The organism is Marinobacter sp. CH_CUG1437-1 (genome assembly GCF_037029655.1).
In the GTDB taxonomy this organism is placed as follows: Bacteria; Pseudomonadota; Gammaproteobacteria; order Pseudomonadales; family Oleiphilaceae; genus Marinobacter; species Marinobacter salsuginis.
The window spans coordinates 46,140-66,602 of the sequence record NZ_JAYMEW010000005.1; the positions used below are offsets into that span (position 1 = coordinate 46,140).

Genomic DNA, 20,463 nt, shown 5'->3' on the forward strand with positions numbered 1-20,463 from the left:
CGTGTCCTTACCCAATCTTTATTCAGGCTTGTAAAGCCGCTGGATGCTGGAGAAATCCAGGCTGCCATTACCCTGCCCGGCGTGCAGCTGGAACAGGTTACGGGCCAGAGAGCCCATGGGAATAGAGGCCTGGTTCTTCACAGCGTTGTCGAAGGCCAAACCCAGATCCTTGGTCATCAGGTTCACCAGGAAACCGCCTTCGTAGTTACGGGACGCGGGTACACCTTCCATCACTCCCGGCCAGGGGTTATAGACGTTCAACGCCCAGTTGCCACCGGAGCTCTGCTTCATGATTTCCGAGAGCACCGCCGGATCAAGCCCATTCTTCACACCCAATGCCAGCGCTTCGCTGGTACCGGACATAAGGATGGCCAGCAGCATGTTGTTGCAGATCTTGGCCACCTGGCCGGAACCATGATCACCGGCGTGGAAGATGTTCTTGCCCATGGCGTCGAGAATCGGCTTGGCCTTGTTGAAAGCCTCTTCCGAGCCGCCACAAATGAAGGTCAAGGTGCCGGCCTTGGCACCACCAACACCGCCGGAGACTGGCGCATCAAGGAACGGGATATCCTTGGCTCGTGCAACTTCGGCAACGCCACGGGCTGTTTCCGGTGCGATGGTGGAAGAATCAATCACCAGGGTGCCGGCCGGCAGTTTTGCCAGCAGACCATCGTCCCCCAGGTATACCGCTTCCACATGCTGGCCGGCCGGCAGCATGGTGATGACGCACTCTGCGCCGTTGGCTGCTTCGTGGGCGGTGTCTGCCGTTTTGGCGCCCTCGGACACCAGGGCGGCAACAGCGTTTTTGGACAGATCGAATACGGTGACCTCGTGGCCGGCTTTGACCAGGTTGCTGGCCATGGGGCCGCCCATATTACCGAGGCCGATGAAGGTAATTTTTGCCATGTCTTTTCTCCTTGTTCTTGTAATAGATCAGCTAAAAAAGTCGTCGATCCACGCACTATCCATTTCCGCAAGAGACGCATAGCGCCAGCGGGGCTGCTGATCCTTGTCGATCAGAAGCGCGCGGATACCTTCGGCGAATTCGCCCTTGGTGAGGCACTTGGTGGAAAGTACCAGTTCCTTATCGAGCACCTCTTTCAGGCTGTTGTGTTTGCAACCGTGCAGGTGCCGCCAGACCAGAGCCAGAGATGTGGGTGACGCACTCGCCAGGGAGCGGGTTGCTTTTGCCACCCATCCGTCGCCTCCGGACAGTTCTTTCAACTGGCTAACCGTTGCTTCCAGGGAGTCCGCATCGGTTACCCGGTTGATCTCATCGAAATGCGTACGAACCGGTGATTCCGGCATGGCATCGATGCTCTCACGCTCGAATTGGCGGAGCACGCTGCCAACCACGGCGTGAGGATCCTCGCCCTGCCAGTCACGCTTGCAGAGTGCAGCAACAACATCGGCCTTCAGATCATGCCGGATGAAGCGATCTGCCAGCCCCGTGAAAACTGCATCGGCACCGTTGAGGCGGGCGCCGGTCAGCCCCAGAAACAGGCCTGTGCGGCCGGGGGTCCGGTTAAGGAACCAGCCGGCGGCGACATCGGGGTACAGGCCGATAGTGATCTCGGGCATGGCGAGTTTCGAGCCTTCGGTCACCACCCGGTGGGAAGCGCCCTCCATAATGCCCATGCCGCCACCCATCACGATGCCATGTCCCCAGCATACGATCGGTTTCTGGAAAGTATGGATCAGGTAATCCAGCTCATATTCCTCGTTGAAGAACGCCTCGCCCTCGCTTGCACCCTGCGGTTCAGTCATGCTGCGATACAGCGCGACGATGTCTCCACCGGCGCAGAACGCCTTGTCGCCTTCGGATTCCAACCAGACAGCCTGGATTGCGGGATCTTCCGCCCAGCGCTTCAGTTGTGGCGTCAGTAACCGGATCATCTCCAGAGAAAGCGAGTTCAGCGCCTTCGGCGTATTCAATCGGGCCACGGCGATCAGCGTGCCGTCGCCCGTTTTCCATTCTTCAAAGACAATGGGTTGATCACTCATAACAGGTCCTTGAGCCAGCCTTTTCCAGCCGGCTTCAGCGGTTTTTCCATTCCGGTTTGCGCTTGTCGAGAAATGCGTTTACGCCTTCTTTCTGGTCTTCGGTGGAGAACAGCTCGACAAACAGTTCCCGCTCCATGCGCCAGCCGTCGTCGTGGCTGCGGCCATCACGGGCGCTCATTACCAGGGTCTTGCACCGGGCGGTAGACGACGGGCTCTGCTGGCACGCCATTTCCGCCAGCTCCAGCGCCTTATCAAGGCTCTGTCCGCTCGGCACCACTTCCTCAACCAGGCCGATCCGCAGTGCGGTATCAGCTTTTACCCGCTCACCGCACAGAATCATCCGCTTGGCCCAGCCCTCACCTACCAACCAGGGCAGGTTCTGGGTACCACCGGCGCAGGGTAGCAAGCCAACGCCGGCCTCGGGCAGCGCCATCTGGGCGTGCTCTTCGGCAATGCGGATGTCGCAAGCCATGGCGCATTCCAGGCCACCACCCATCGCATACCCGTTCACTGCAGCGATGGAGACACCCCGGAAGCGGCCCAGCGTGGAAAACGCCTCGCCGAACAACTGAGCCATCTCATTGGCCCGTGCCTTGTCGCCATCGGCGAAGGTTTTCAGATCGGCGCCGGCGGAATAGAACTTCTCGCCTTGCCCGGTCATCACCAGAGCAAAGATGTCCCGGTCTTCGTTCAGTTCATTGACGATTTTCGTCAGGGCAATCAGGGAATCCTTTGTCCAGGTGTTAGCCGGTGGATTATTGATAGTCAGTACCGCGATGTGTCCGCGTTTTTCGAGCTGAATCAGGTCACTCATTTCTTATTCCTCATCCTGAAAATGGGGCCAGACGAAATCGTCATCTGGCCCCATTTCTATGATTATTGAATTGCCTCAGCCACGCCGTCATCGAGTAGGCGACGGGCAACAATCAGACGCATGATTTCGTTGGTGCCTTCCAGAATCTGGTGCACTCGCAGGTCGCGCAGGTAACGCTCAAGCGGATATTCGCGAATGTAGCCATAGCCGCCGTGAAGCTGCAGCGCTTCGTTGACTACCTCGAAACAGGCATCGGTGGCGAAACGCTTGGCCATGGCACAGTGCAGTGTCGCTTCCGGATCGGCGTTGTCGAGCTTGAACGCGCCAAGGCGAACCATCTGCCGCGCGGCAACCAGATTGGTGGCCATGTCGGCCAGCTTGAACTGCAAGGCCTGAAAAGCCGCCAGCGGTTTGCCGAACTGTTCGCGCTCATGCATGTAGTTTCGGGCGCGGAGAAGAGCCGCCTGAGCACCGCCTAGGGAGCAGGTAGCAATGTTCAGCCGGCCGCCATCGAGGCCTTTCATGGCGATGGCAAACCCATCACCTTCGTCACCCACCCGGTTGCTGGCCGGAATGCGGACATTCTCGAGGCTGATCATCCGGGTCGGTTGACTGTGCCAGCCCATTTTTTCTTCGTTCTTGCCGTAGGAAATGCCATCGGCATCTGCGGGAATCACAAAGGTGGAAATGCCTTTATAACCAGAATCCGGCGCTCCGGTCCGGGCCATCAGCACCAGAATATCGGTGGCACCGGCGCCGGAAATAAATACCTTGCTGCCGGTGATCACATAGCTGTCGCCATCCCGCACGGCCTTGGTGCGAAGGCTGGCCGCGTCTGAACCGGCACCCGGCTCGGTCAGGCAGTAGGAGGCGAGCCATTCGCCACTGGCGAGCTTAGGCACGATTTCCTGCTTGAGATCATCAGACGCAAAGCTGGCGACCATCCAGGTAGCCATATTGTGGATGGTGATAAACGCAGCGGTTGAAGGACACGCAGCGGCGAGTTCCTCCACGATAACCGACGTATCCAGACGGGAAAGGCCCATGCCGCCGAGTGCTTCGGGCGTGTACATACCCATGAAACCCATCTCTCCGGCTTCCTTCATCACATCGACCGGAAAGATATGCTCGTCATCCCACTTCGCCGCATGGGGAGCCATGGATTTTTCAGCGAACGCCCGAGCCGCTTCGCGAAACGCCAGCTGATCTTCGGTGAGGTTAAAGTCCATCGTTACGCTCCAGATAGAGAAGGCTTGGCATTGGGCAGGGAAAACAAGGGGCCGGAAACAGGTTCCGGCCCAAATACCCCACCTTCAACGCAATTAACGCAACTGGATAGAGAAGTTAGCTTCGGTGCTGGTTGCTTCACTGGAGAACCAGCGGGAGGTAACCGTCTTGGTCTCAGTGTAGAAGCGAACCGCCTGCTTGCCGTAGGCATGCTGGTCACCGTAGAAGGAACCTTTCCAGCCGGTGAACGAGAAGAACGGCAGGGGCACCGGAATGGGTATATTCACGCCCACCTGTCCTACATCGATTTCATGCTGGAAGCGACGTGCGGCACCGCCGGAGCTGGTAAAGATGGACACACCGTTGCCGTACGGGCTCTTGTTGACCAGTTCGATGGCATCACCGAGGGTGTCGGTTTCGACGCAGGACAGCACGGGGCCGAAGATCTCTTCGTTGTAGATGTCCATGTCGGTGGTTACACCGGAGAACAGCGTCGGACCAACCCAGTTGCCGTCCGGCAAACCATCTACTGTGCAACCACGGCCGTCCAGCAGGAGCTTGGCGCCCTGGGCTTCGCCAGTCGCAATAAGAGATTCAATGCGGTCCTTCGCCTTGGCGGAGATGATCGGGCCATAGCTGGCACCGGAGTCGTTCCACGCGCCGGGACGCACTTTAGCCATGGCTTCTTTCAGCTCGGGGATCCACTGCTGGGCTTCGCCCACGAAAACGGCGACGGAAATTGCCATGCAGCGCTGGCCGGCAGCACCTACTGAAGCACCAACCAGGGCATTGATCACCTGCTGCTTGTCAGCGTCCGGCAGGATCACCATATGGTTCTTGGCGCCGGCAAAGCTCTGTACACGCTTCATGTTGCGGGTGCCGGTTTCGTAAATGTAACGGCCGACTGGCACAGAACCTACAAAAGAAACGGCCTTGATGGCGGGATCAGTCAGCAGTACGTCAACCTGCTCCTTGCCACCGTGAACCACCTGCAAAACGCCCTTGGGCGCACCGGCTTCTTCAAACAGCTCTGCCAGGCGCATAGGGGTCAGCGGATCCTGTTCGGACGGTTTCAGGATAAAGGTGTTGCCGCAGGCAATGGCCATCGGGAACATCCACAGCGGAATCATGGCCGGGAAGTTGAACGGGGTGATACCCGCGCATACGCCCAGCGGCTGGATCCAGGAATGGGTATCCACCTCGCGGGCCACGTTTTCAACGGTTTCGCCCATCATCATTGAAGCGACGTTGGCAGCGTGCTCGACCACTTCAATGCCACGCCAGACATCACCTTTGGCATCATCAAAGGTCTTGCCGGTTTCCTGCGCCAGGATTTCGGCGATCTCATCATGATGCTCTTTCAGCAGAGCCTGGTAACGGAGCATAACCCGGGCGCGCTCTGAGACAGGCACTTCCTTCCAGGTCTTGAACATTTCGCCAGCGCTTTCGATGGCCTTACGCATTTCCGCATCGGTGGTGCACGGCGCCTTGGCGATCACTTCGTTGGTGGCGGGGTTGGTAACGTCGATCCATTCACTGGTTTGGCTATCGACGAACTCACCTGCGAGATACAGCGGTACATTTTTCATGTTGATGTCCCTGTTTGTTGTTGTGCGGGAAGCCGGCCAGAACCAAAGGGTTGCGGCCACGTTTAACCAAAGGCTAGCACGGGATCGACCAAGGGGTGATTGACTAAATTTCGCCCGTAATGGACTATCTTTCGATTAAGCCTAAAAACAAAAGACCTGAAATGACCCAAACCTCACAGTGGCCGGTGCCCAAAGACAGCATTCGCTACGTCGTGCCTGAACCAATCATCCGACTGCTGGCGAGCCATCCGCTCACCCGGGATCTTTACCCGCTGGCGTTCGGCCACTATCGGCGCGCCGTGGGCCACCATATGCACCGGGAGCACCATCACGACAATCTTTTGATCTACTGTACCGAGGGCCGGGCGTTCCTGAACGTCGGCGGTGAGCCCTACACGGTGGAGGCTGGCGACCTGCTGCTTTTGCCGGCCGGCGCCAACCACCGCTATACCGCCGATCCGGACAATCCATGGACCATTCACTGGGTGCACTACACCGGACCATTGGCTGAGGATTTCCGACACTATATGGGTTTTGACGGCCCGACCCGCATTCGCCACCTGGGCCGCCAACCCCGGCTTCTGGTTGACTTCAATGGTCTGCTGTCGGTGCGGCAGACCGGTTTCCGGGCCCGCGGCCTTATCCACGCGGCCAACCGGCTACGGCAACTGTTAGCGGCGGTTCCGATCAACGCCGACGAGACCGGGCATGAACGGCAGGCCGAGCTGGAAACCATCCACAACTATATGCGGGAGCACCTGGATGAGCGTATCAGCCTGGAGCAATTGGCTGACCTTGCCGGCCTGTCCCCCGCCCATTTCGCCACCCGCTATCGGGAGCAGACCGGAACCTCCCCGATCCAGCACTTCCTGCACCTCAAGGTAGAGCGGGCTTGCCAGATGCTGGATACCAGCAGCCTGAGTTTTGCGGACATCAGCCGACGGCTGGGCTACGACGACGCCTACTATTTTTCACGGCTTTTCAAAAAGGTAATGGGCCAGTCGCCCCGGGACTACCGGCATACTGCGCGGCACTGAACGGTCAGACCGGGCCAGATTGAAACCTGCCGCTTTCTACGACTTTTGTTGTAGGAGCCAAGGGTTTAGGCTTGGTATATCAAACGACAAAAAGAGTGAGCTGATGGCCATGTACACCATAGAAATTGATGAAACCTTCGATGTACCGCGACGAAGGGTGTTTGCCCTGTTCGCCGACCACCACCGTTTTGGAAAACTGCTGGGTGCGCCCGTCAAACGCATCAAGGACAGCGACCAGGCCGACCCGAACGGGATTGGTTCCGTTCGCAAGATCGGCATTGGGCCGGTGGGCCTGGAAGAAACCGTGACCAACTTCGAGCCGGATTCACTGATCGAGTACACCATCACCAGCATGAGTCCGATCCGCAATCACCTTGGCCGTATCCGGTTCGAGGACACGCCTGAAGGTCATACCCGGGTGAACTACACCATCACCTTCGAAGACATCGTGCCGTTTACCGGCAAGGTGGTCAGCAGCGCCCTGGAGCAGGGCATTCGCCGCGGGATCAAACGGGTGCCCCGGCTGGCCTGATGGTCGGCAACAACAAATCGTTACTTGAGGAATATCAGAGAATTGACCTGAGGCAATAGTTGGCTTTTGTCAATTTTGTAATCTCCGCGCAGCTTGCAATATCCGGCCATTCCGGCCGGACCACACTGTATTCAGCGGGAGACCGAAATGGCAGCCGAGCCGATTGTCCTGTTCGATAATGGACACCACAAATGCCTGATGTTCGATTCCCTGGTGACCGGCGAGGGCGTCCAGTCCAACCAGTTCCTGATTGTCGACGGAAAACACGAAGCGCTCATCGATCCGGGCGGTGACCTGACCTACACTCCCCTGTCGGTGGCCGCGTCTCGTTATATGAACATTCGCGATATGGACTACGTGTTCGCCTCTCACCAGGACCCGGACATCATTGGCGCCATCGACCGCTGGATTGTTCATACCCGCGCGAAAATCGTCACCTCGAAACTATGGGCACGGTTCCTTCCGCACCTGGTTTCCAGCTACGTGACCAATCAGCTCAGTGGCAGCGTGTACGACCGCATCGTCAGCATTCCGGATGCCGGTGCCAATGTGAAGTTTGGCGAGTCCTATTTGCAGTGCCTGCCAGCCCACTTCATGCATTCGGTAGGCAATCTTCAGTTTTACGATCCGGTCTCCAAGATCCTCTTCTCCGGCGACCTTGGAGCTTCGCTGGGTGGTGAGGACGATCATCTGCCAGTGAAAGACTTCGACAAGCACATACCGAGCATGATTGGCTTCCATCGGCGCTACATCGCGTCTCAGAAGGTCTGCAGACTGTGGGCCAACATGGTCCGCGACGTGGACGTTTCGATGATCGTGCCCCAGCATGGCAAACGCTTTGAAGGGCCAGTAATGGTTGATCGCTTCCTGAACTGGGTCAGCGACATCGAGTGCGGTATCGACCTGATGACACAGGATAACTATCGCCGACCGGTTGATTACGTCTAGGCCAGAACGGTTGCCAAATAAGCCTGTCCCAAACCGGCAATGTTGAGTAAAATCCGGCCTTTTCCAGAGAACCAAGAGGCAGCGCAGATGGGCAGAGCCTACCAGAACCGCAAAGAATCCATGGCCAAGACGGCTGCGGCAAAAACCAAGGTCTACAGCAAGTACGGCCGCGAGATTTACATGAGCGCCAAGTCCGGAGGCCCCGACCCCCAGGCCAACCTGTCCCTGCGCGGGTTGATCGAGCGGGCCAAGAAAGACCAAGTGCCCTCCCACGTGATCGAGAAAGCCATCGACAAAGCCAAGGGTGGCGCTGGCGAGGACTATTCCCCCGCTCGCTACGAAGGCTATGGACCGGGCAACTGCATGGTAATTGTCGACTGCCTGACCGATAACCCGAACCGCACTTTTGGCGATGTGCGTCTGGCCTTCACCAAAACCAAGTGCAAGATCGGAACGCCCGGTGCGGTGTCTCACATGTTCGACCACAGCGCTATCTTTGCGTTCAAGGGCGAGGATGAAGAGGCCGTTCTCGAGGCGCTGATGGAAGCGGATGTGGATGTCACCGACATCGAAAATGAAGACGGTCTGATCACCGTGTTCACGCCGAACACCGAATACGCTAAAGCCCGTCAGGCGCTGGTGGACGCCATTGAAGACATCGATTTTGAGGTGGATGAAATCCAGTTCCTGCCCAAAACCACCACGCTGGTGGAAGGTGATGATATCCCCCTGTTCGAGAAATTCCTGGACATGTTGAACGAGCTGGACGACGTACAGAACGTATTCCACAATGCCGAGCTGCCAGACCAGTAAACAGCCCGGCCTCCGGCCATGCAGGAAGATAACACCATGCAGAAGAACGCTCCCGCAATCCGCAAAGCGCGTATAGTGGTCCTGAAAACAGGAACCACCTACCCGGACCTTCGGGCAGAGTTTGGCGATTTTGACGAATGGTTCCTGCGGGGGCTTTCAAAGGAGCTGGAGATCACTGTAGCCAACGCCGAAGCCGGCGAACTGCCGGGCAACCCGGAGGACTGGGACGGCATTGTGGTGACAGGCTCGCCTGCCATGGTCAGCGACCGGGCCGAATGGAGCGAAAACGCGGGTCGTTGGCTGGCAAAGGCTGTGAAAAGTGAAGTGCCGGTACTGGGTGTCTGCTACGGCCACCAGTTACTGGCCCACGCGCTGGGCGGGGAAGCGGGTTACCATCCGAATGGCCGGGAAACCGGCACCCACGAGATTGAACTTCTCCCAGAAGCCGCCTCCGATGTCCTGTTCCGCGACCTCCCAAAGACATTCCCGGCACAGCTGACGCATCGGCAATCCGTACTGCGCCTGCCCGAAGGCGCGGTGCTGCTGGGGCGTAACCGGTTCGAGCCGCACCAGGCCTTCAGAATTGGCCCCTGCGCCTGGGGCGTGCAGTTCCATCCGGAGTTCACGGACGCCATTATGAGTGCCTACCTGAAAGTACAGGCGCCGGACCTGGCCCGGGAGGGGCTGGATGCCGAGGCCCTGATCGCCGGGGTAAAACCAGCGCCAGACGCGTCCTCACTTTTGTCCCGTTTCAGCCGATTTGTCCAGGATCGGATCCGGTAAAACGGGCAGCAACCGCTCCTGTCAGTCGAGGATGTAAGCGGTTTTTTCCAGCGCCTGCTCTTCTTCGTCGATAAAGCGAAACTCGTTCCAGCCAATGCGCACCATGTCGTTGCTGTTGAGGCGCTGCCGGTCAGCAACCCGTAGCTCGTTCACGAAGGTGCCATTGGTGCTGTTGCTGTCGGTGATGTAGTAATCCACCGTTCCTTCAAGATAGGCGTTGGGCACCGCTTCTATCAGGGCGTGCTGACCGCTCACGGAAATCTCATCGATCTGGATATCGTTATCCGGGCGCCGACCGATGCGGGTTTCCGGTTGCCCGAGTTCAAAGGTGGTAACAACCACGTTATCCACCAGTTGCGAAAGCGAAGCCATGTCAGTTTCCTCAATACTCCAACGTCAGTAATACCACAGACACATTGTCGCCAGCCTCGTTTGCCAGGCCGGCATCAATCAGTGCCTGAACCGTGCGCTCCATGCCGCCACTTTCCTTTTGGATCTCAAGCCACCGGTATTCCGGGACCGAATCGGTTAACCCATCGGAACACAGCAGGAGCACGTCCCCCTCTTCAAGGGTCTCACGCCGATAACTTGGATCCGCCTGCTCCACTGCTCCCACTGCCCTGGTCAGAACATTCCGGAACGGCACATTGGGCACATCCGCCGCGGTAATGCTGCCGTCTTCCAGCATATTCTGGACCACGGTATCGTCCCGCGTCAGACATACCGCCTGACTGCTACGCAGGCTGTAACACCGGGAATCGCCGACATGGGCAATGTGCGCTTGATCATCAATCACCCATGCCACCACCAGTGTGGTGCCCATCTTTTCAAGTTTCGGGTCCCCGGAACGGCGGTTCACTATCCGCTCATTGGCCAGCGAGAAGGCCCTCTCCAGATGTTCCCGGATGGCACCATCGGTGCCGTCGAACGCGGCACCAGCAATGGCCGGTTCCAGGGATTCGATAACGGCATCAACTGCCAGACGGCTGGCGACCTCCCCCCCCTGATGCCCACCCATGCCGTCGGCAACCACCAGTAACGCCTGATCACCGGCATCATTGATCCGCCAGTCGACAACGTCCTGGTTCGACTCCCGCACGGCTCCCCGGTGACTCTGACCAGCAACGTGATAGCGCATCAGGACACCTCCTGGCCAGCTTCGCGAACGGCCAGACGACGCACAGCCTCTGCCATGGTTGCTGCACTGGCAAAGCGCTTGTCCGGCTCTCGCTGGATGGCCTTGTTGATCAGACGGACCACCCCGTTTGGCAGATCCGGGTTGAACTCGCGGACGCTGCGCGGGCGCTTGTTAAGAATCTGGTAGGTCAGGTTGGCCAGGGTGTCGCCCTGATAGGGCGTTTCGCCGCTCACCAGCTTGTAAAGGGTCACGCCCAGGCTATAGATATCAGAAGCTCCGGTGACCTTCTGGCCCTTCAACTGTTCCGGCGACATATACAGCGGGCTGCCCATGACCGCCCCAGTGCGCGTTCGGGAGTCATCGGAAATCTTGGCAATGCCGAAATCGGTGATCTTGATGTCGCCAGAGTCGGGATTGAAGATAATATTTCCGGGTTTGATGTCGCGATGGACGACTTTCTGGCTGTGGGCGTAGGCCAATGCGTCTGCCACTCGGGCAACGATATCCAGCACCCTGGGCAGGGGCAGTAACCGGCCGGATCTGCCGAATTCACTGAGGGGCCGCCCTTTCGCATGGTCCATGGCGATGTAGGCGAGGTCGGCCTCCTCGCCCACGTCGTACACGGTAACGATAGCCGGGTGGCTCAGGCGGCCAGCGGCTTCTGCCTCCCGGAAGAATCGCTCCTTGAGATCCTGCAGCTGGCCATCATCAAAGGCCTGGTAGCTGAGGGTCTTGATAGCAACGGTTCGGGCAATCTTCGGATCCTTGCCCAGATAGACCACACCCATGGCACCACGACCAATCTCCCGCTCGATTTCATAGCGCCCCAGGGTCGGGCGACTCACTGACGGTTCCGGCATCAACAGGGTGCGGGTGTTGTCGAAACTCCCTCCCTGCACCAACGAGTTATCCGGTGCGAGCTTCTCCAGTGCCGACAGCCTCGCGGCGGTGTCCCGAAAACCTTTTTTTCGTTCCTGAATACTGCGGTAGGTGCTGACCGCCTTGTCGTACTGGCGTTTGCGCTCTTGCTGGATGGCGACATCGTAGCGCAGCTCGATCTCGCTCTCACAGTCGGGGCAGCGATCCAGCGCTTCAAGGGCCTCGTCTGTATGGCCTTGCTGCAGAAACACCTTGGCCAGCTTCAGCCGCGCATCGCGCACATTGTCTGTCAGTACACGGATGTGTTTCCGTGGCTGCAGCCAGAACAGCATCACCACATAACCAACCACCAGCAAAGTGAGCACAACGCCAAACGGAACCCAGACGTTGTGGTAGAACATCAACGCGGCCTGGATCACCACGAGCGAGCCGCCAAGCAAAAGCGTGACAGGCAGGGAAACGGCTGCGCCCATCGCCGGGATAGCAAGCACCAGATACAGGGCCGCAATCGCCAGCCCTGCGGTCACTGCCATGTCGGACCAGAGTGGTTCCGAAAGGCCCCGATCAGCCATAGCCGGCCCGAATGCCTCCTGCGGGACAATCGTGGACGGGTCAGAGCCGTCTGGCACGCCGAAAATGCTGAACAGTGCGCGGTCGGCCCAGCCAACGAGAGCAAGCTGGTCACCCATCAGGGCAAACACAACAGCCAGAACGAGAATAACGGCCCGCAAACTGAACAGGCGCGGAATGAAAGAGAGTATGGCGTTCACAGGCAACTTTGTTATAAATGGTTGATCTGACTAGTTTAGGAAGCGTGGCGGAACTTCGATACAACGGCCGGGGTGTTTTTTGTAAGTGTTTGTTTACCTGAGAGAGAGGTCACGTATAGTTATGCCGTCGTTTACCTCAGGGATGATGGAAATACACACATGACACTGAAGTTACTGATTCTCCTGCTGTTGCTCACCCTGGCCGGCATCGGCCTGTACCACACACAAAAGCCACTGCCACCGGGCATCAGCTATCGTGGAACCGCTGTGCCTTTGGAGGAACCCGTCCTGCTGACAGACGTCACCCGTCACTATCAGGACGGCCGGGAAGAGCGCGACCATGAAATTTTCGACGAGGTGTTCCGGCTTGTGGGACAGGCCAACGAGTTCATTCTCGTCGACATGTTTCTATTTAACAGCACCGCACCGGAGAATGTCGCCCACCGCCCTCTGGCACAACAACTGACGGAGGCACTGCTGGCCAGGAAGGCAGAAAAACCGGAGCTCTCCATCACAGTGATCTCCGATCCTCTGAACACCATGTACGGCGGCACTATCTCACCCTGGTTCGAGGCCCTGCGTAATGGTGGCATTCCAGTTGTGGAGACCGCGCTTCGTCCACTCAGAGACAGCAACCCGACCTGGTCTGCGATCTGGCGCCTGTGTTGCCAGTGGTTCGGAAACAACCCACGGGACGGCTGGCTGGACAACGCCCTGGGCACCAGGCCCGTTACCCTTCGAAGCTACCTCGCGCTGCTGAACTTCAAGGCCAATCATCGCAAGGTTGTAGTTGCGGATGAGGCCGGTTCCTTGAGAGCCATTGTTACCTCGGCCAACCCCCACGACGGCAGCAGCCGGCACAGCAACCTGGGGCTGAGTTTCAAGGGCCCGGCGGTGATTGATCTGCTGAAAAGCGAGCGTGCCGTGCTCGCCATGTCCGGCGCCAACACCCAACCGATCGATGAGCAAATCAGTCAGGTTTCAGAAGCGACTGCGCCACCCGATGACACTGCAATGCCCCGGGTGGCAGTGCTGACAGAATCAGCCATCCTGGATGAGGCCCTGGCGATGATTCGAAAGGCCTCAGCAGGCGACCAACTGGATATGGCCATGTTCTATCTTTCCCACCGCGATATCGTCGAAGCCCTGATAGATGCGGCAAAACGGAACGTGGCGCTGCGGGTCTTGCTTGATGCCAACAACGAGGCCTTCGGCCACCAGAAGAGTGGCATTCCCAATCGACAGGTAGCCATGGAACTGGTTCGGGCAGGCGTTCCCGTCCGTTGGTGTAATACCCTGGGCGAGCAATGTCACAGTAAGCTTCTGTTGCTGGGCAAACAAAACGGCGCAACAGAGCTGTTGCTGGGATCGGCGAATTTTACCCGGCGCAATCTTGACGACCTGAATCTCGAAGCCGATGTCTGGGTGTCGGTGGCCGACCAGTCGCAGGTTGCCACCCGGGCCAGAGACTTTTTCGACCAACAATGGCAACAAGGGTCCGGGGACGATCCGGTAATGAGCCTGCCCTACGAGGACTGGGCCGATGAATCCAGGCTTCGCTACTGGCGCTACCGGATAATGGAGGCCACCGGCCTGTCGACCTTCTGAACATCACAGGACACAGCCATGACAACACCGGTACATGCACGCCCCATTTCAGAACGGATCGACTGGCTGATGGAACTGAGCCGGGCCCACTCGGCCAGCTTCTGCAGTCCGGAAAACCATCTGGCCAGGCAGCGTTACCTGGCGGAGCACAACACCCAGATCATTGCCATGAAGTGCATGGACGGTCGCATTCACCTGCCCTACGTGACCCAGACGCCCCTTGGGGTCATACACCCCTTCAGGAATCTCGGCGGCATCTTTGAGCTGGGCTGGCCCTATCTGGGCGACATGCTTGCGGACACGGTACAGCAGGCAGTCAGTCAGGGGCGCCGGGTGCTGATCATCATTACCTATCACTACTCAAAAGGTTTACGGGAACGGGGCTGCGCCGGCTTTGACTGCGACCGTGAGGCCGCCATGCGCCATGCGTTCCAGATCCGCAGCCAGGTGGAAAAACTGTTCGGGAACGGCCACCGCACGGTCTATCCCCTGGTATGTGGTTTCGAGAGTGACGAGGATGCGCTGGTTCTGCACGGTAGCCAGGAGCGAACGCTGGATCTGTCCACCATTCCTGTGTCGAGACTTGACGACATGGCCTCCGAAATCGCATCCCTTTGTCCGGATATGCCGGAACCGGTGCAACGCGATCTGCTGCCCCTGGTTGAGGGCAATATCCGACACGTCAACGAGATCCGCCAGTTTGACCGGGAGCTGAACATCGAGCACCGGGAATGGGTAATCTGCCTCGGCCGGGGATTCGATTTCCTGCACGCGCCGAACGTGGCCCTGATCATTGGTCCCTACAGTCCGGATCTATCTCACCCCATCCGCCAGGCGGCAGGGATTATCAAAAGCAATATGGACAGCGGCCGGATTCCCGACGATGGTTTCCTGCTGCTTTGCTCTGCGCCCTATCAGGAGCCGGGCACGCAGAAAGCCCGGGCGGAACTGAAATCGGCATTCCTGGCAGACTTCGGGGCCGAGGTTATCCGCCAGGCTTTTCCTGAGCTGGCCACCAGGATGGTTACTCGCTCAGCGATCCTCCATTGGCCGGAGCGCAAGCTTGAAGTCCGGGGATCATGAACATTTTGTAGGTTGAGGGAACGCAACAGACTGATCTATCGTGAAAGTAGTGCAACATGACCCAACACATCAGCTACAGCGGAAGTAGCCAATAACAGGAGTGAATCATGTCAGGCATTCGCAAACACCTGAGGTACGTTTCCTTTTTCATGGCGATGATGATGGCGCTGGGCTCTGTCTGGTCGGCTACCGCTACTGCCGGCATGGTTGGAACCGGCGAGATGATCGGCCAACAACAGGTTCAACTGGATCGGCAAGAGCTTATCAGCATGCTCGACAGACAGGACGTTCAGGCCAAGCTGGCAGACCTCGGGGTCAGCCAGGACCAGGTCAAGGAACGCATCCAGAACCTCACGCCGGCGGAACTGGCGGATTTCGAGCGTCAGCTTGCCGAAGCACCTGCAGGGCAGGGTGTTGTCGGCATTATTGTGCTGTTCCTGCTGGTGTTCATCATCACCGATATGCTCTGCGCCACGAACATCTTCCCGTTCGTGAACTGCATCCGCTAGCAGCGGGCAGTGACAGTCCTGTTCTCCAGACTGAAAGCCATTTCCGGCGGGCTGACCGTGTTTTTGACGGTCAGCCTGCTGGCTGGCTGTGCGAGCACGCCAGAATGGCCGTCACCTAAAGACGACCAGCTCTCAAGGCCCGATCGGGTTACTCTGGACGATGTGCCTTTCTACCCGCAGGAGAAGTATCAGTGCGGGCCGGCGTCCCTGGCAATGATGCTCAATAGCCAGGGACTTCACACCGACCCCGACATCCTTAAAGAACTCGTCTACATCCCCGGTCGCGAAGGGTCCCTTCAGGTCGAGATGGTGGCCGCCGCGCGGGCGCACGGCATGCTGGTTTACCCGCTGGATGGAGAGCTCGAGAGCCTGCTGGTCGAAATCGACTCGGGCAACCCGGTGCTGGTGATGCAGAATCTGAGATTCGACTGGTGGCCCCAATGGCACTTTGCAGTTGTCATGGGCTACGACTCGGAGGAGCGAGACCTGATCCTCCATACCGATACCCGCAAGCGGGAGGCCATAGATCTGGAGGTTTTCAGGAACACCTGGGGGCGGGCGGACAACTGGGCCGTGACCATTCTGCCGCCGGACCGGGTGCCTGCGACCGCAAAACCACTTCGTTTTCTGCAATCCGCCCATGACCTTGAAACAACCGGGCGAACCACCGCCGCTGGCATCGCCTATGAGACGGCCGAAATCACCTGGCCAGACCAACCGACGGCCACCGTGGCCAGAGGCAACCTGGCCTGGAAACTGGGCCGCCGGGATGAGGCAAGGGGCCATTTCCTGCGCGCGGCAACACGTTTTCCGGAGTTCGCCGAGGGCTGGAACAACCTTGCTTTCGCATTGCAGGAAAGCGGCTGTTCGGGGACAGCAAAGCAGGCTGCGCGGTGTGCTGCGTCTCTGGCACCGGATCGTTTTGGTCAGTCGGAATTGCTGAGCCATGACGATGCCAAATCCGCAGAACACTGTCCTGCACTACCGGAGTGCTCGCAAAAAAGGCCCTAGGCTGGCTTCCGGAACAGCGCCACATCCTTTCTCGGTATCTCCAGATGCCAACCAAACCGGTTGGCCAGCAGCTTGAAGGTGAATTCCCGGTAGAAAACCACATGGGTCGGGTCGCGGCGATAGTGCCAGTTGTCGAACCGGTCATCGTCGGTCTGGAAGCAGGTCATCACCCCCAGCCAGCCACCGGGCCTGAGCATCCGGTCCAGATCCCTGAAGACGGCAGCCGGCGCATAGAGATGTTCGACCACCTCGGTGCAGGTGATGAAATCGTAGGTTTGATCAAGGACGGACGTCGATGAATAAAAGTAGGGATCGTAGAGACTGACGTCCATACCTTCCGCCTCAAGCATCTGCGCCAGAGCCGGGCCTGGACCACAGCCGAAATCCAGGCCGCTGGCGCCCGGTGGCAGTCGCTCAAGAAGAGGTTCCGTCAGTTTTGAGAGAAATTTCCGGTAACCCGCATCAGACGGGTCATTGTCATGGAGCTGATAGATGTCCCGTTCCTGCTCGGGCGATAGCCGGCAGGACGCATCCATCACCGTGGCCTGGCAGACATTGCATCGAAGGTAACGCTGGGTATTTACCACCCGGAACTTCAAGAGACTGCCCCGCTCACATACCGGACAAAGGCTCACTCGTTCACCTCGGATCCAGACCTGCGGCCGCCCGCATGCGGGCATCAAGTTCCCGGGCATCAATCTGATCAGACGCGATTATTTCCGCCCGGCTATAGGCCTGCGGTTCACCCTGAATAACGGTCAGAGCACCATCCACAACATTGATAGCCCGCCAGCCATCGACTGTGTGAACGACCGCCTTGAAGCGCACAAACGCCGAGTCCATGGCCATCACCAGCAATGCGTTCTCGTCCAGGATCAGTTTCGGATGAATCCGCCAGCCAACACTGAAGTGCCCCTGCCCCTGATTGGTGATCTGCTGCCAGGGTTCGTCATCAATAGCGGGGGCCGGCGCTGAGTTCTTGTGATGGTGGTGATGGTGAGCGTCCGGATTGGTCACTGGCAGGGCATCGGACTGGCCGTCCAGCCATCCCGGCGCAAGCTGTCCGAACCGTGTGTGGTGAATCGCCCGCTTAGCCGGCTCCAGCTGAGCCGCCCAGTTATCGAAATGGGCCAGTTGTTCGGGAGTGCAAAGATCAGTCTTGTTGGCGACAAGAATATCTGCCGCAGCCACCTGATCCCGGAACTGGACATTGCCCAGCACTTTCGGCTCCTCGAGCCTGCGAGGGTCCACAAGGCAGATCACCGGCCCCATCGACAGCACATCCTGGTAGTGTTCGCTGGTCAGGGTATCCAGAATCTGGGAGGGGTGCCCTAATCCGGTGGGCTCGATCAGCAGCCGATCCGGCTTGGCCTTGTGGATCAGCTGGTTGAGCCCGATCTGCATCGGCAGTCCGGCCACGCAGCACATGCAGCCACCGGGTATTTCCTTGATGAAGGCGCCCTCGGTTTGCAGCATGGCGCCATCAATGCCCACCTCGCCGAATTCGTTAACCAGAACGGCCCAGACCTCGTTTTCCGGTTTGTTTTTCAGCAAATCCAGAATGGCGGTGGTTTTACCGACACCGAGAAAACCAAGTATCAGACTGGTGGGAATAGGTTGAGCCATGGCGTCGGAGGCACTCCTTGAAGAATCGAAACGTTATATTGTAACACCTTATCCCCCAGGACGATCCTTCTTCAGGAACATCCCGACGGCCTTATCCGATAGCAGCGCATGCGCGAGAGCCGGATAGGGCAAATAGTGAACAAACAGGGTGGCAAGGGTGACCGCATCCATCCCGGCATCCAGGAACATCCAGGCGCCGAAAGCGACGAACAGGGCTCCGAGAAAACCGCCATAAATCCATAGCGCCCGTGAGCGCTCCTCCGGCATTGGCAAACGCTCGAGGGTCCGGGCCACCGAGAAGCTCATGTAGACGGCAATCAGGGCCGCAATGACCAATGAAGCCAACAACCCGGTAAATCCGATCAGATACCGGAACAGGTAGTTGGTCAGGAAGAACAGGGCAATACAGGTAACGGCAACAATAGTGATGCGTGTCTTTTCCATGATGGTCTTTTTTGTTTGATTGGTTGAGGGCGCCGCCAAGAATGGCAGAGACGGTTAGAAAGAACCAGCCCTGCTGCGACCGGTGTTCCAGACTGATATGATGCCCGACATTCTCACTGGCAACCGGACTCCCGATGACCTCTGGCAATTCCACCCGGCTCAACAAATACATCAGCGAAAGCGGTATGTGCTCCCGCCGGGAGGCTGACCGATACATCGAGCAAGGCAATGTTTACATCAACGGCAATCGGGCGACCGTCGGCGACCACGTGCTTCCGGGTGACACGGTCAAGGTGAACGGCCAGGTGATCGAGCCACGGGCTGAAGAAGATCTCGTGTTCATTGCACTGAACAAACCGGTAGGGATTGTCAGTACCACGGACAGCGCGGAGAAACACAATATCCAGCGCTTTGTGGGTCACAGCGAACGCATCTTCCCGATCGGACGCCTGGACAAGGACTCCCAGGGCCTGATCTTCATGACCAGCAACGGCGACCTGGTCAACAAGATCCTGCGGGCGGGCAACAACCACGAAAAGGAATACCTGGTTACCGTCGACAAGCCCGTCACCCGGGAATTCGTGGAGGGTATGGCCAATGGTGTGCCGATCCTCGGAACCATGACGAAAAAGTGCAAGGTGTCGCGGGAGTCACGATTTGTCTTCCGGATCACCCTGGTTCAGGGCCTGAACCGCCAGATTCGCCGGATGTGTGAGTATTTTGGTTACGAGGTTACCAAACTCGAACGTATCCGGATCATGAACGTCAGTCTGAAAGGGCTCGCGGTGGGCCAATGGCGGGATCTGACCGAGAGGGAGCTGGCAGGGCTGTTCGAAGCCATCCGGGATTCGTCGTCAGAGGCGCCGCCCAACTCTGGCAAGCCTGCAAAAAAGAAGCCCGGGGCGAAGACCAAACCACAGACCAATCGAAAGCCTGGATCTTCATCAGCACCGGGCAAGCCCGGCGGCGCTCGGCGACCAGGCCCGAAAGGAAAACCCACGCCTGGCAAAAGACCCACCTCCGGTAAACGGCCCAAAGGCGGCAAACCAAGGCAGAAGAGCGTTAAACGGTAACCAGGGCTTGTACCTGGCCATGTCGGGCTACTTTTTCACCCACTTGCCGCCCATTTGCACGTACTGTCCGGCCGGTGTTTTCTCGATGGCCTTCTTGCCCGCAACGGTCTCCACCTGGGTGACGGGAATGTTGTGTTTCTCAGCGATCCGCTTGTACTCATCCCGGCGGGCGCTATTGATGGCTTCCACCACTTCGCTGGCCTGCCCTTCGGCGCGCACCACCTCCAGATAACCCGTTGGCGTTTCTCCAACCAGCCCCTGTTGCTTGACCGATTCCAGTTTCTGCTTGGCTTCGTCCAGCCCCATGGCAAGAACGGAGGCGCTGATACCGAACGCAAGAACCAGCGCAAACATCTGCATCAATCGTTTCATCGTTAACCCCTCAAACTTTCCGCGTACAGTCAGAACAGACCCTGTTCGCTGAACAGGTCATCCACTTCCTTATCCACTTTCACGTAGATTTCGTGCTGGATTTTCACGTTCAGGTTGACCGTAATCGGCTCTTTGGGTGCCGCCATCTGCACTGTGGGTGTGCAGGCCGCCATGGCCATTGGCAGCATCGCTATCATCATTAT

General features: G+C 58.2%; 23 protein-coding genes. 10 read left to right on the forward strand and 13 right to left on the reverse strand.

Translation table 11 applies throughout. The features are described 5' to 3' along the window. Positions 1-18 precede the first annotated feature (18 nt). From mmsB to WA411_RS13860, 5 genes are all read right to left on the reverse strand, one after another. Entirely contained in the window at positions 19-906 is an 888-nt protein-coding gene (gene mmsB, locus WA411_RS13840) for a 3-hydroxyisobutyrate dehydrogenase (protein ID WP_136631621.1), read from the reverse strand. Positions 907-933: 27 nt separating this feature from the next. After that, a complete protein-coding gene (locus tag WA411_RS13845; protein WP_136631622.1) occupies positions 934-2,004 on the reverse strand; it encodes an enoyl-CoA hydratase/isomerase family protein in 1,071 nt (356 codons plus the stop codon). A gap of 34 nt (positions 2,005-2,038) precedes the next feature. Next, the gene (locus WA411_RS13850) at positions 2,039-2,818 is read right to left on the reverse strand and encodes an enoyl-CoA hydratase (RefSeq protein WP_069184227.1); all 780 of its coding nucleotides are present in this window, start codon (positions 2,816-2,818) and stop codon (positions 2,039-2,041) included. Between the two features lie 62 nt (positions 2,819-2,880). Beyond that, positions 2,881-4,047, reverse strand: a complete 1,167-nt coding sequence (locus tag WA411_RS13855) for an acyl-CoA dehydrogenase family protein (protein ID WP_291909602.1) — start codon at positions 4,045-4,047, stop codon at positions 2,881-2,883. 93 nt (positions 4,048-4,140) lie between these two features. After that, a complete protein-coding gene (locus WA411_RS13860) occupies positions 4,141-5,634 on the reverse strand; it encodes a CoA-acylating methylmalonate-semialdehyde dehydrogenase (RefSeq protein WP_069184225.1) in 1,494 nt (497 codons plus the stop codon). 161 nt (positions 5,635-5,795) lie between these two features. Here WA411_RS13860 and WA411_RS13865 point away from each other — a divergent pair, with 161 nt between their 5' ends. The 5 genes from WA411_RS13865 to WA411_RS13885 all read left to right on the forward strand — a co-directional run bounded on the left by WA411_RS13865 (position 5,796) and on the right by WA411_RS13885 (position 9,747). After that, on the forward strand, positions 5,796-6,671 hold the full coding sequence (locus tag WA411_RS13865) for an AraC family transcriptional regulator (protein WP_136631625.1): 876 nt from the start codon (positions 5,796-5,798) through the stop codon (positions 6,669-6,671). Positions 6,672-6,774: 103 nt separating this feature from the next. Then, positions 6,775-7,203: an SRPBCC family protein gene (locus WA411_RS13870; RefSeq protein WP_069184223.1), complete on the forward strand. Its 429-nt coding sequence runs from the start codon at positions 6,775-6,777 to the stop codon at positions 7,201-7,203. A gap of 147 nt (positions 7,204-7,350) precedes the next feature. Further along, the gene (locus tag WA411_RS13875) at positions 7,351-8,151 is read left to right on the forward strand and encodes an MBL fold metallo-hydrolase (RefSeq protein ID WP_291909611.1); all 801 of its coding nucleotides are present in this window, start codon (positions 7,351-7,353) and stop codon (positions 8,149-8,151) included. Between the two features lie 87 nt (positions 8,152-8,238). Further along, on the forward strand, positions 8,239-8,964 hold the full coding sequence (locus WA411_RS13880; protein WP_209398551.1) for a YebC/PmpR family DNA-binding transcriptional regulator: 726 nt from the start codon (positions 8,239-8,241) through the stop codon (positions 8,962-8,964). A 36-nt stretch (positions 8,965-9,000) separates the two neighbouring features. Next, on the forward strand, positions 9,001-9,747 hold the full coding sequence (locus WA411_RS13885) for a glutamine amidotransferase (RefSeq protein WP_291909616.1): 747 nt from the start codon (positions 9,001-9,003) through the stop codon (positions 9,745-9,747). Between the two features lie 21 nt (positions 9,748-9,768). Here WA411_RS13885 and WA411_RS13890 read toward each other — a convergent pair whose 3' ends face one another. Genes WA411_RS13890 through WA411_RS13900 form a run of 3 tightly spaced genes read right to left on the reverse strand, consistent with a single transcriptional unit; the run spans position 9,769 to position 12,534 of the window. Further along, positions 9,769-10,119 carry an FHA domain-containing protein gene (locus tag WA411_RS13890; RefSeq protein WP_069184220.1) on the reverse strand — a complete coding sequence of 117 codons (351 nt, stop codon included), beginning with the start codon at positions 10,117-10,119 and terminating at the stop codon, positions 9,769-9,771. Positions 10,120-10,129: 10 nt separating this feature from the next. Next, entirely contained in the window at positions 10,130-10,885 is a 756-nt protein-coding gene (locus WA411_RS13895; RefSeq protein ID WP_291909620.1) for a protein phosphatase 2C domain-containing protein, read from the reverse strand. Next, positions 10,885-12,534, reverse strand: coding sequence for a serine/threonine-protein kinase (locus WA411_RS13900; RefSeq protein WP_291909622.1), 1,650 nt, complete (start codon positions 12,532-12,534; stop codon positions 10,885-10,887). Before WA411_RS13900 ends, WA411_RS13895 begins: the two co-directional genes overlap by 1 nt. A 159-nt stretch (positions 12,535-12,693) precedes the next feature. On the opposite strand from WA411_RS13900, the gene WA411_RS13905 reads away from it, so the two are divergent. From WA411_RS13905 to WA411_RS13920, 4 genes are all read left to right on the forward strand, one after another. Beyond that, on the forward strand, positions 12,694-14,142 hold the full coding sequence (locus tag WA411_RS13905; RefSeq protein WP_291909626.1) for a phospholipase D family protein: 1,449 nt from the start codon (positions 12,694-12,696) through the stop codon (positions 14,140-14,142). Between the two features lie 18 nt (positions 14,143-14,160). Continuing rightward, entirely contained in the window at positions 14,161-15,225 is a 1,065-nt protein-coding gene (locus WA411_RS13910) for a carboxysome shell carbonic anhydrase domain-containg protein (protein WP_069184216.1), read from the forward strand. 107 nt (positions 15,226-15,332) lie between these two features. Beyond that, the gene (locus WA411_RS13915; RefSeq protein ID WP_291909629.1) at positions 15,333-15,734 is read left to right on the forward strand and encodes a PA2779 family protein; all 402 of its coding nucleotides are present in this window, start codon (positions 15,333-15,335) and stop codon (positions 15,732-15,734) included. A gap of 9 nt (positions 15,735-15,743) precedes the next feature. Then, the gene (locus tag WA411_RS13920) at positions 15,744-16,745 is read left to right on the forward strand and encodes a PA2778 family cysteine peptidase (protein WP_291909633.1); all 1,002 of its coding nucleotides are present in this window, start codon (positions 15,744-15,746) and stop codon (positions 16,743-16,745) included. On the opposite strand, the gene WA411_RS13925 is transcribed toward WA411_RS13920, so the two are convergent. The 3 genes from WA411_RS13925 to WA411_RS13935 form a co-directional block, all read right to left on the reverse strand. After that, a complete protein-coding gene (locus WA411_RS13925; protein ID WP_370686086.1) occupies positions 16,742-17,281 on the reverse strand; it encodes a class I SAM-dependent methyltransferase in 540 nt (179 codons plus the stop codon). The genes WA411_RS13920 and WA411_RS13925 overlap by 4 nt on opposite strands. A 103-nt stretch (positions 17,282-17,384) precedes the next feature. After that, a complete protein-coding gene (locus tag WA411_RS13930) occupies positions 17,385-18,371 on the reverse strand; it encodes a CobW family GTP-binding protein (protein WP_291909640.1) in 987 nt (328 codons plus the stop codon). A gap of 48 nt (positions 18,372-18,419) precedes the next feature. Further along, positions 18,420-18,815 (reverse strand): hypothetical protein, encoded by a 396-nt coding sequence (locus WA411_RS13935; RefSeq protein WP_069184212.1) that lies wholly within the window; start codon positions 18,813-18,815, stop codon positions 18,420-18,422. A gap of 134 nt (positions 18,816-18,949) precedes the next feature. Between WA411_RS13935 and rluF the strand changes: the two genes are divergently transcribed. After that, complete coding sequence (gene rluF / locus WA411_RS13940; RefSeq protein ID WP_291909643.1) at positions 18,950-19,888, forward strand: 23S rRNA pseudouridine(2604) synthase RluF; 939 nt, start codon at positions 18,950-18,952, stop codon at positions 19,886-19,888. Positions 19,889-19,915: 27 nt separating this feature from the next. On the opposite strand, the gene WA411_RS13945 is transcribed toward rluF, so the two are convergent. Together WA411_RS13945 and WA411_RS13950 are read right to left on the reverse strand one after the other, a co-directional pair. Then, positions 19,916-20,260 carry a YdbL family protein gene (locus WA411_RS13945; RefSeq protein ID WP_136631634.1) on the reverse strand — a complete coding sequence of 115 codons (345 nt, stop codon included), beginning with the start codon at positions 20,258-20,260 and terminating at the stop codon, positions 19,916-19,918. A gap of 29 nt (positions 20,261-20,289) precedes the next feature. After that, positions 20,290-20,460, reverse strand: a complete 171-nt coding sequence (locus tag WA411_RS13950) for a YnbE family lipoprotein (protein ID WP_227514567.1) — start codon at positions 20,458-20,460, stop codon at positions 20,290-20,292. Positions 20,461-20,463: the final 3 nt, after the last annotated feature.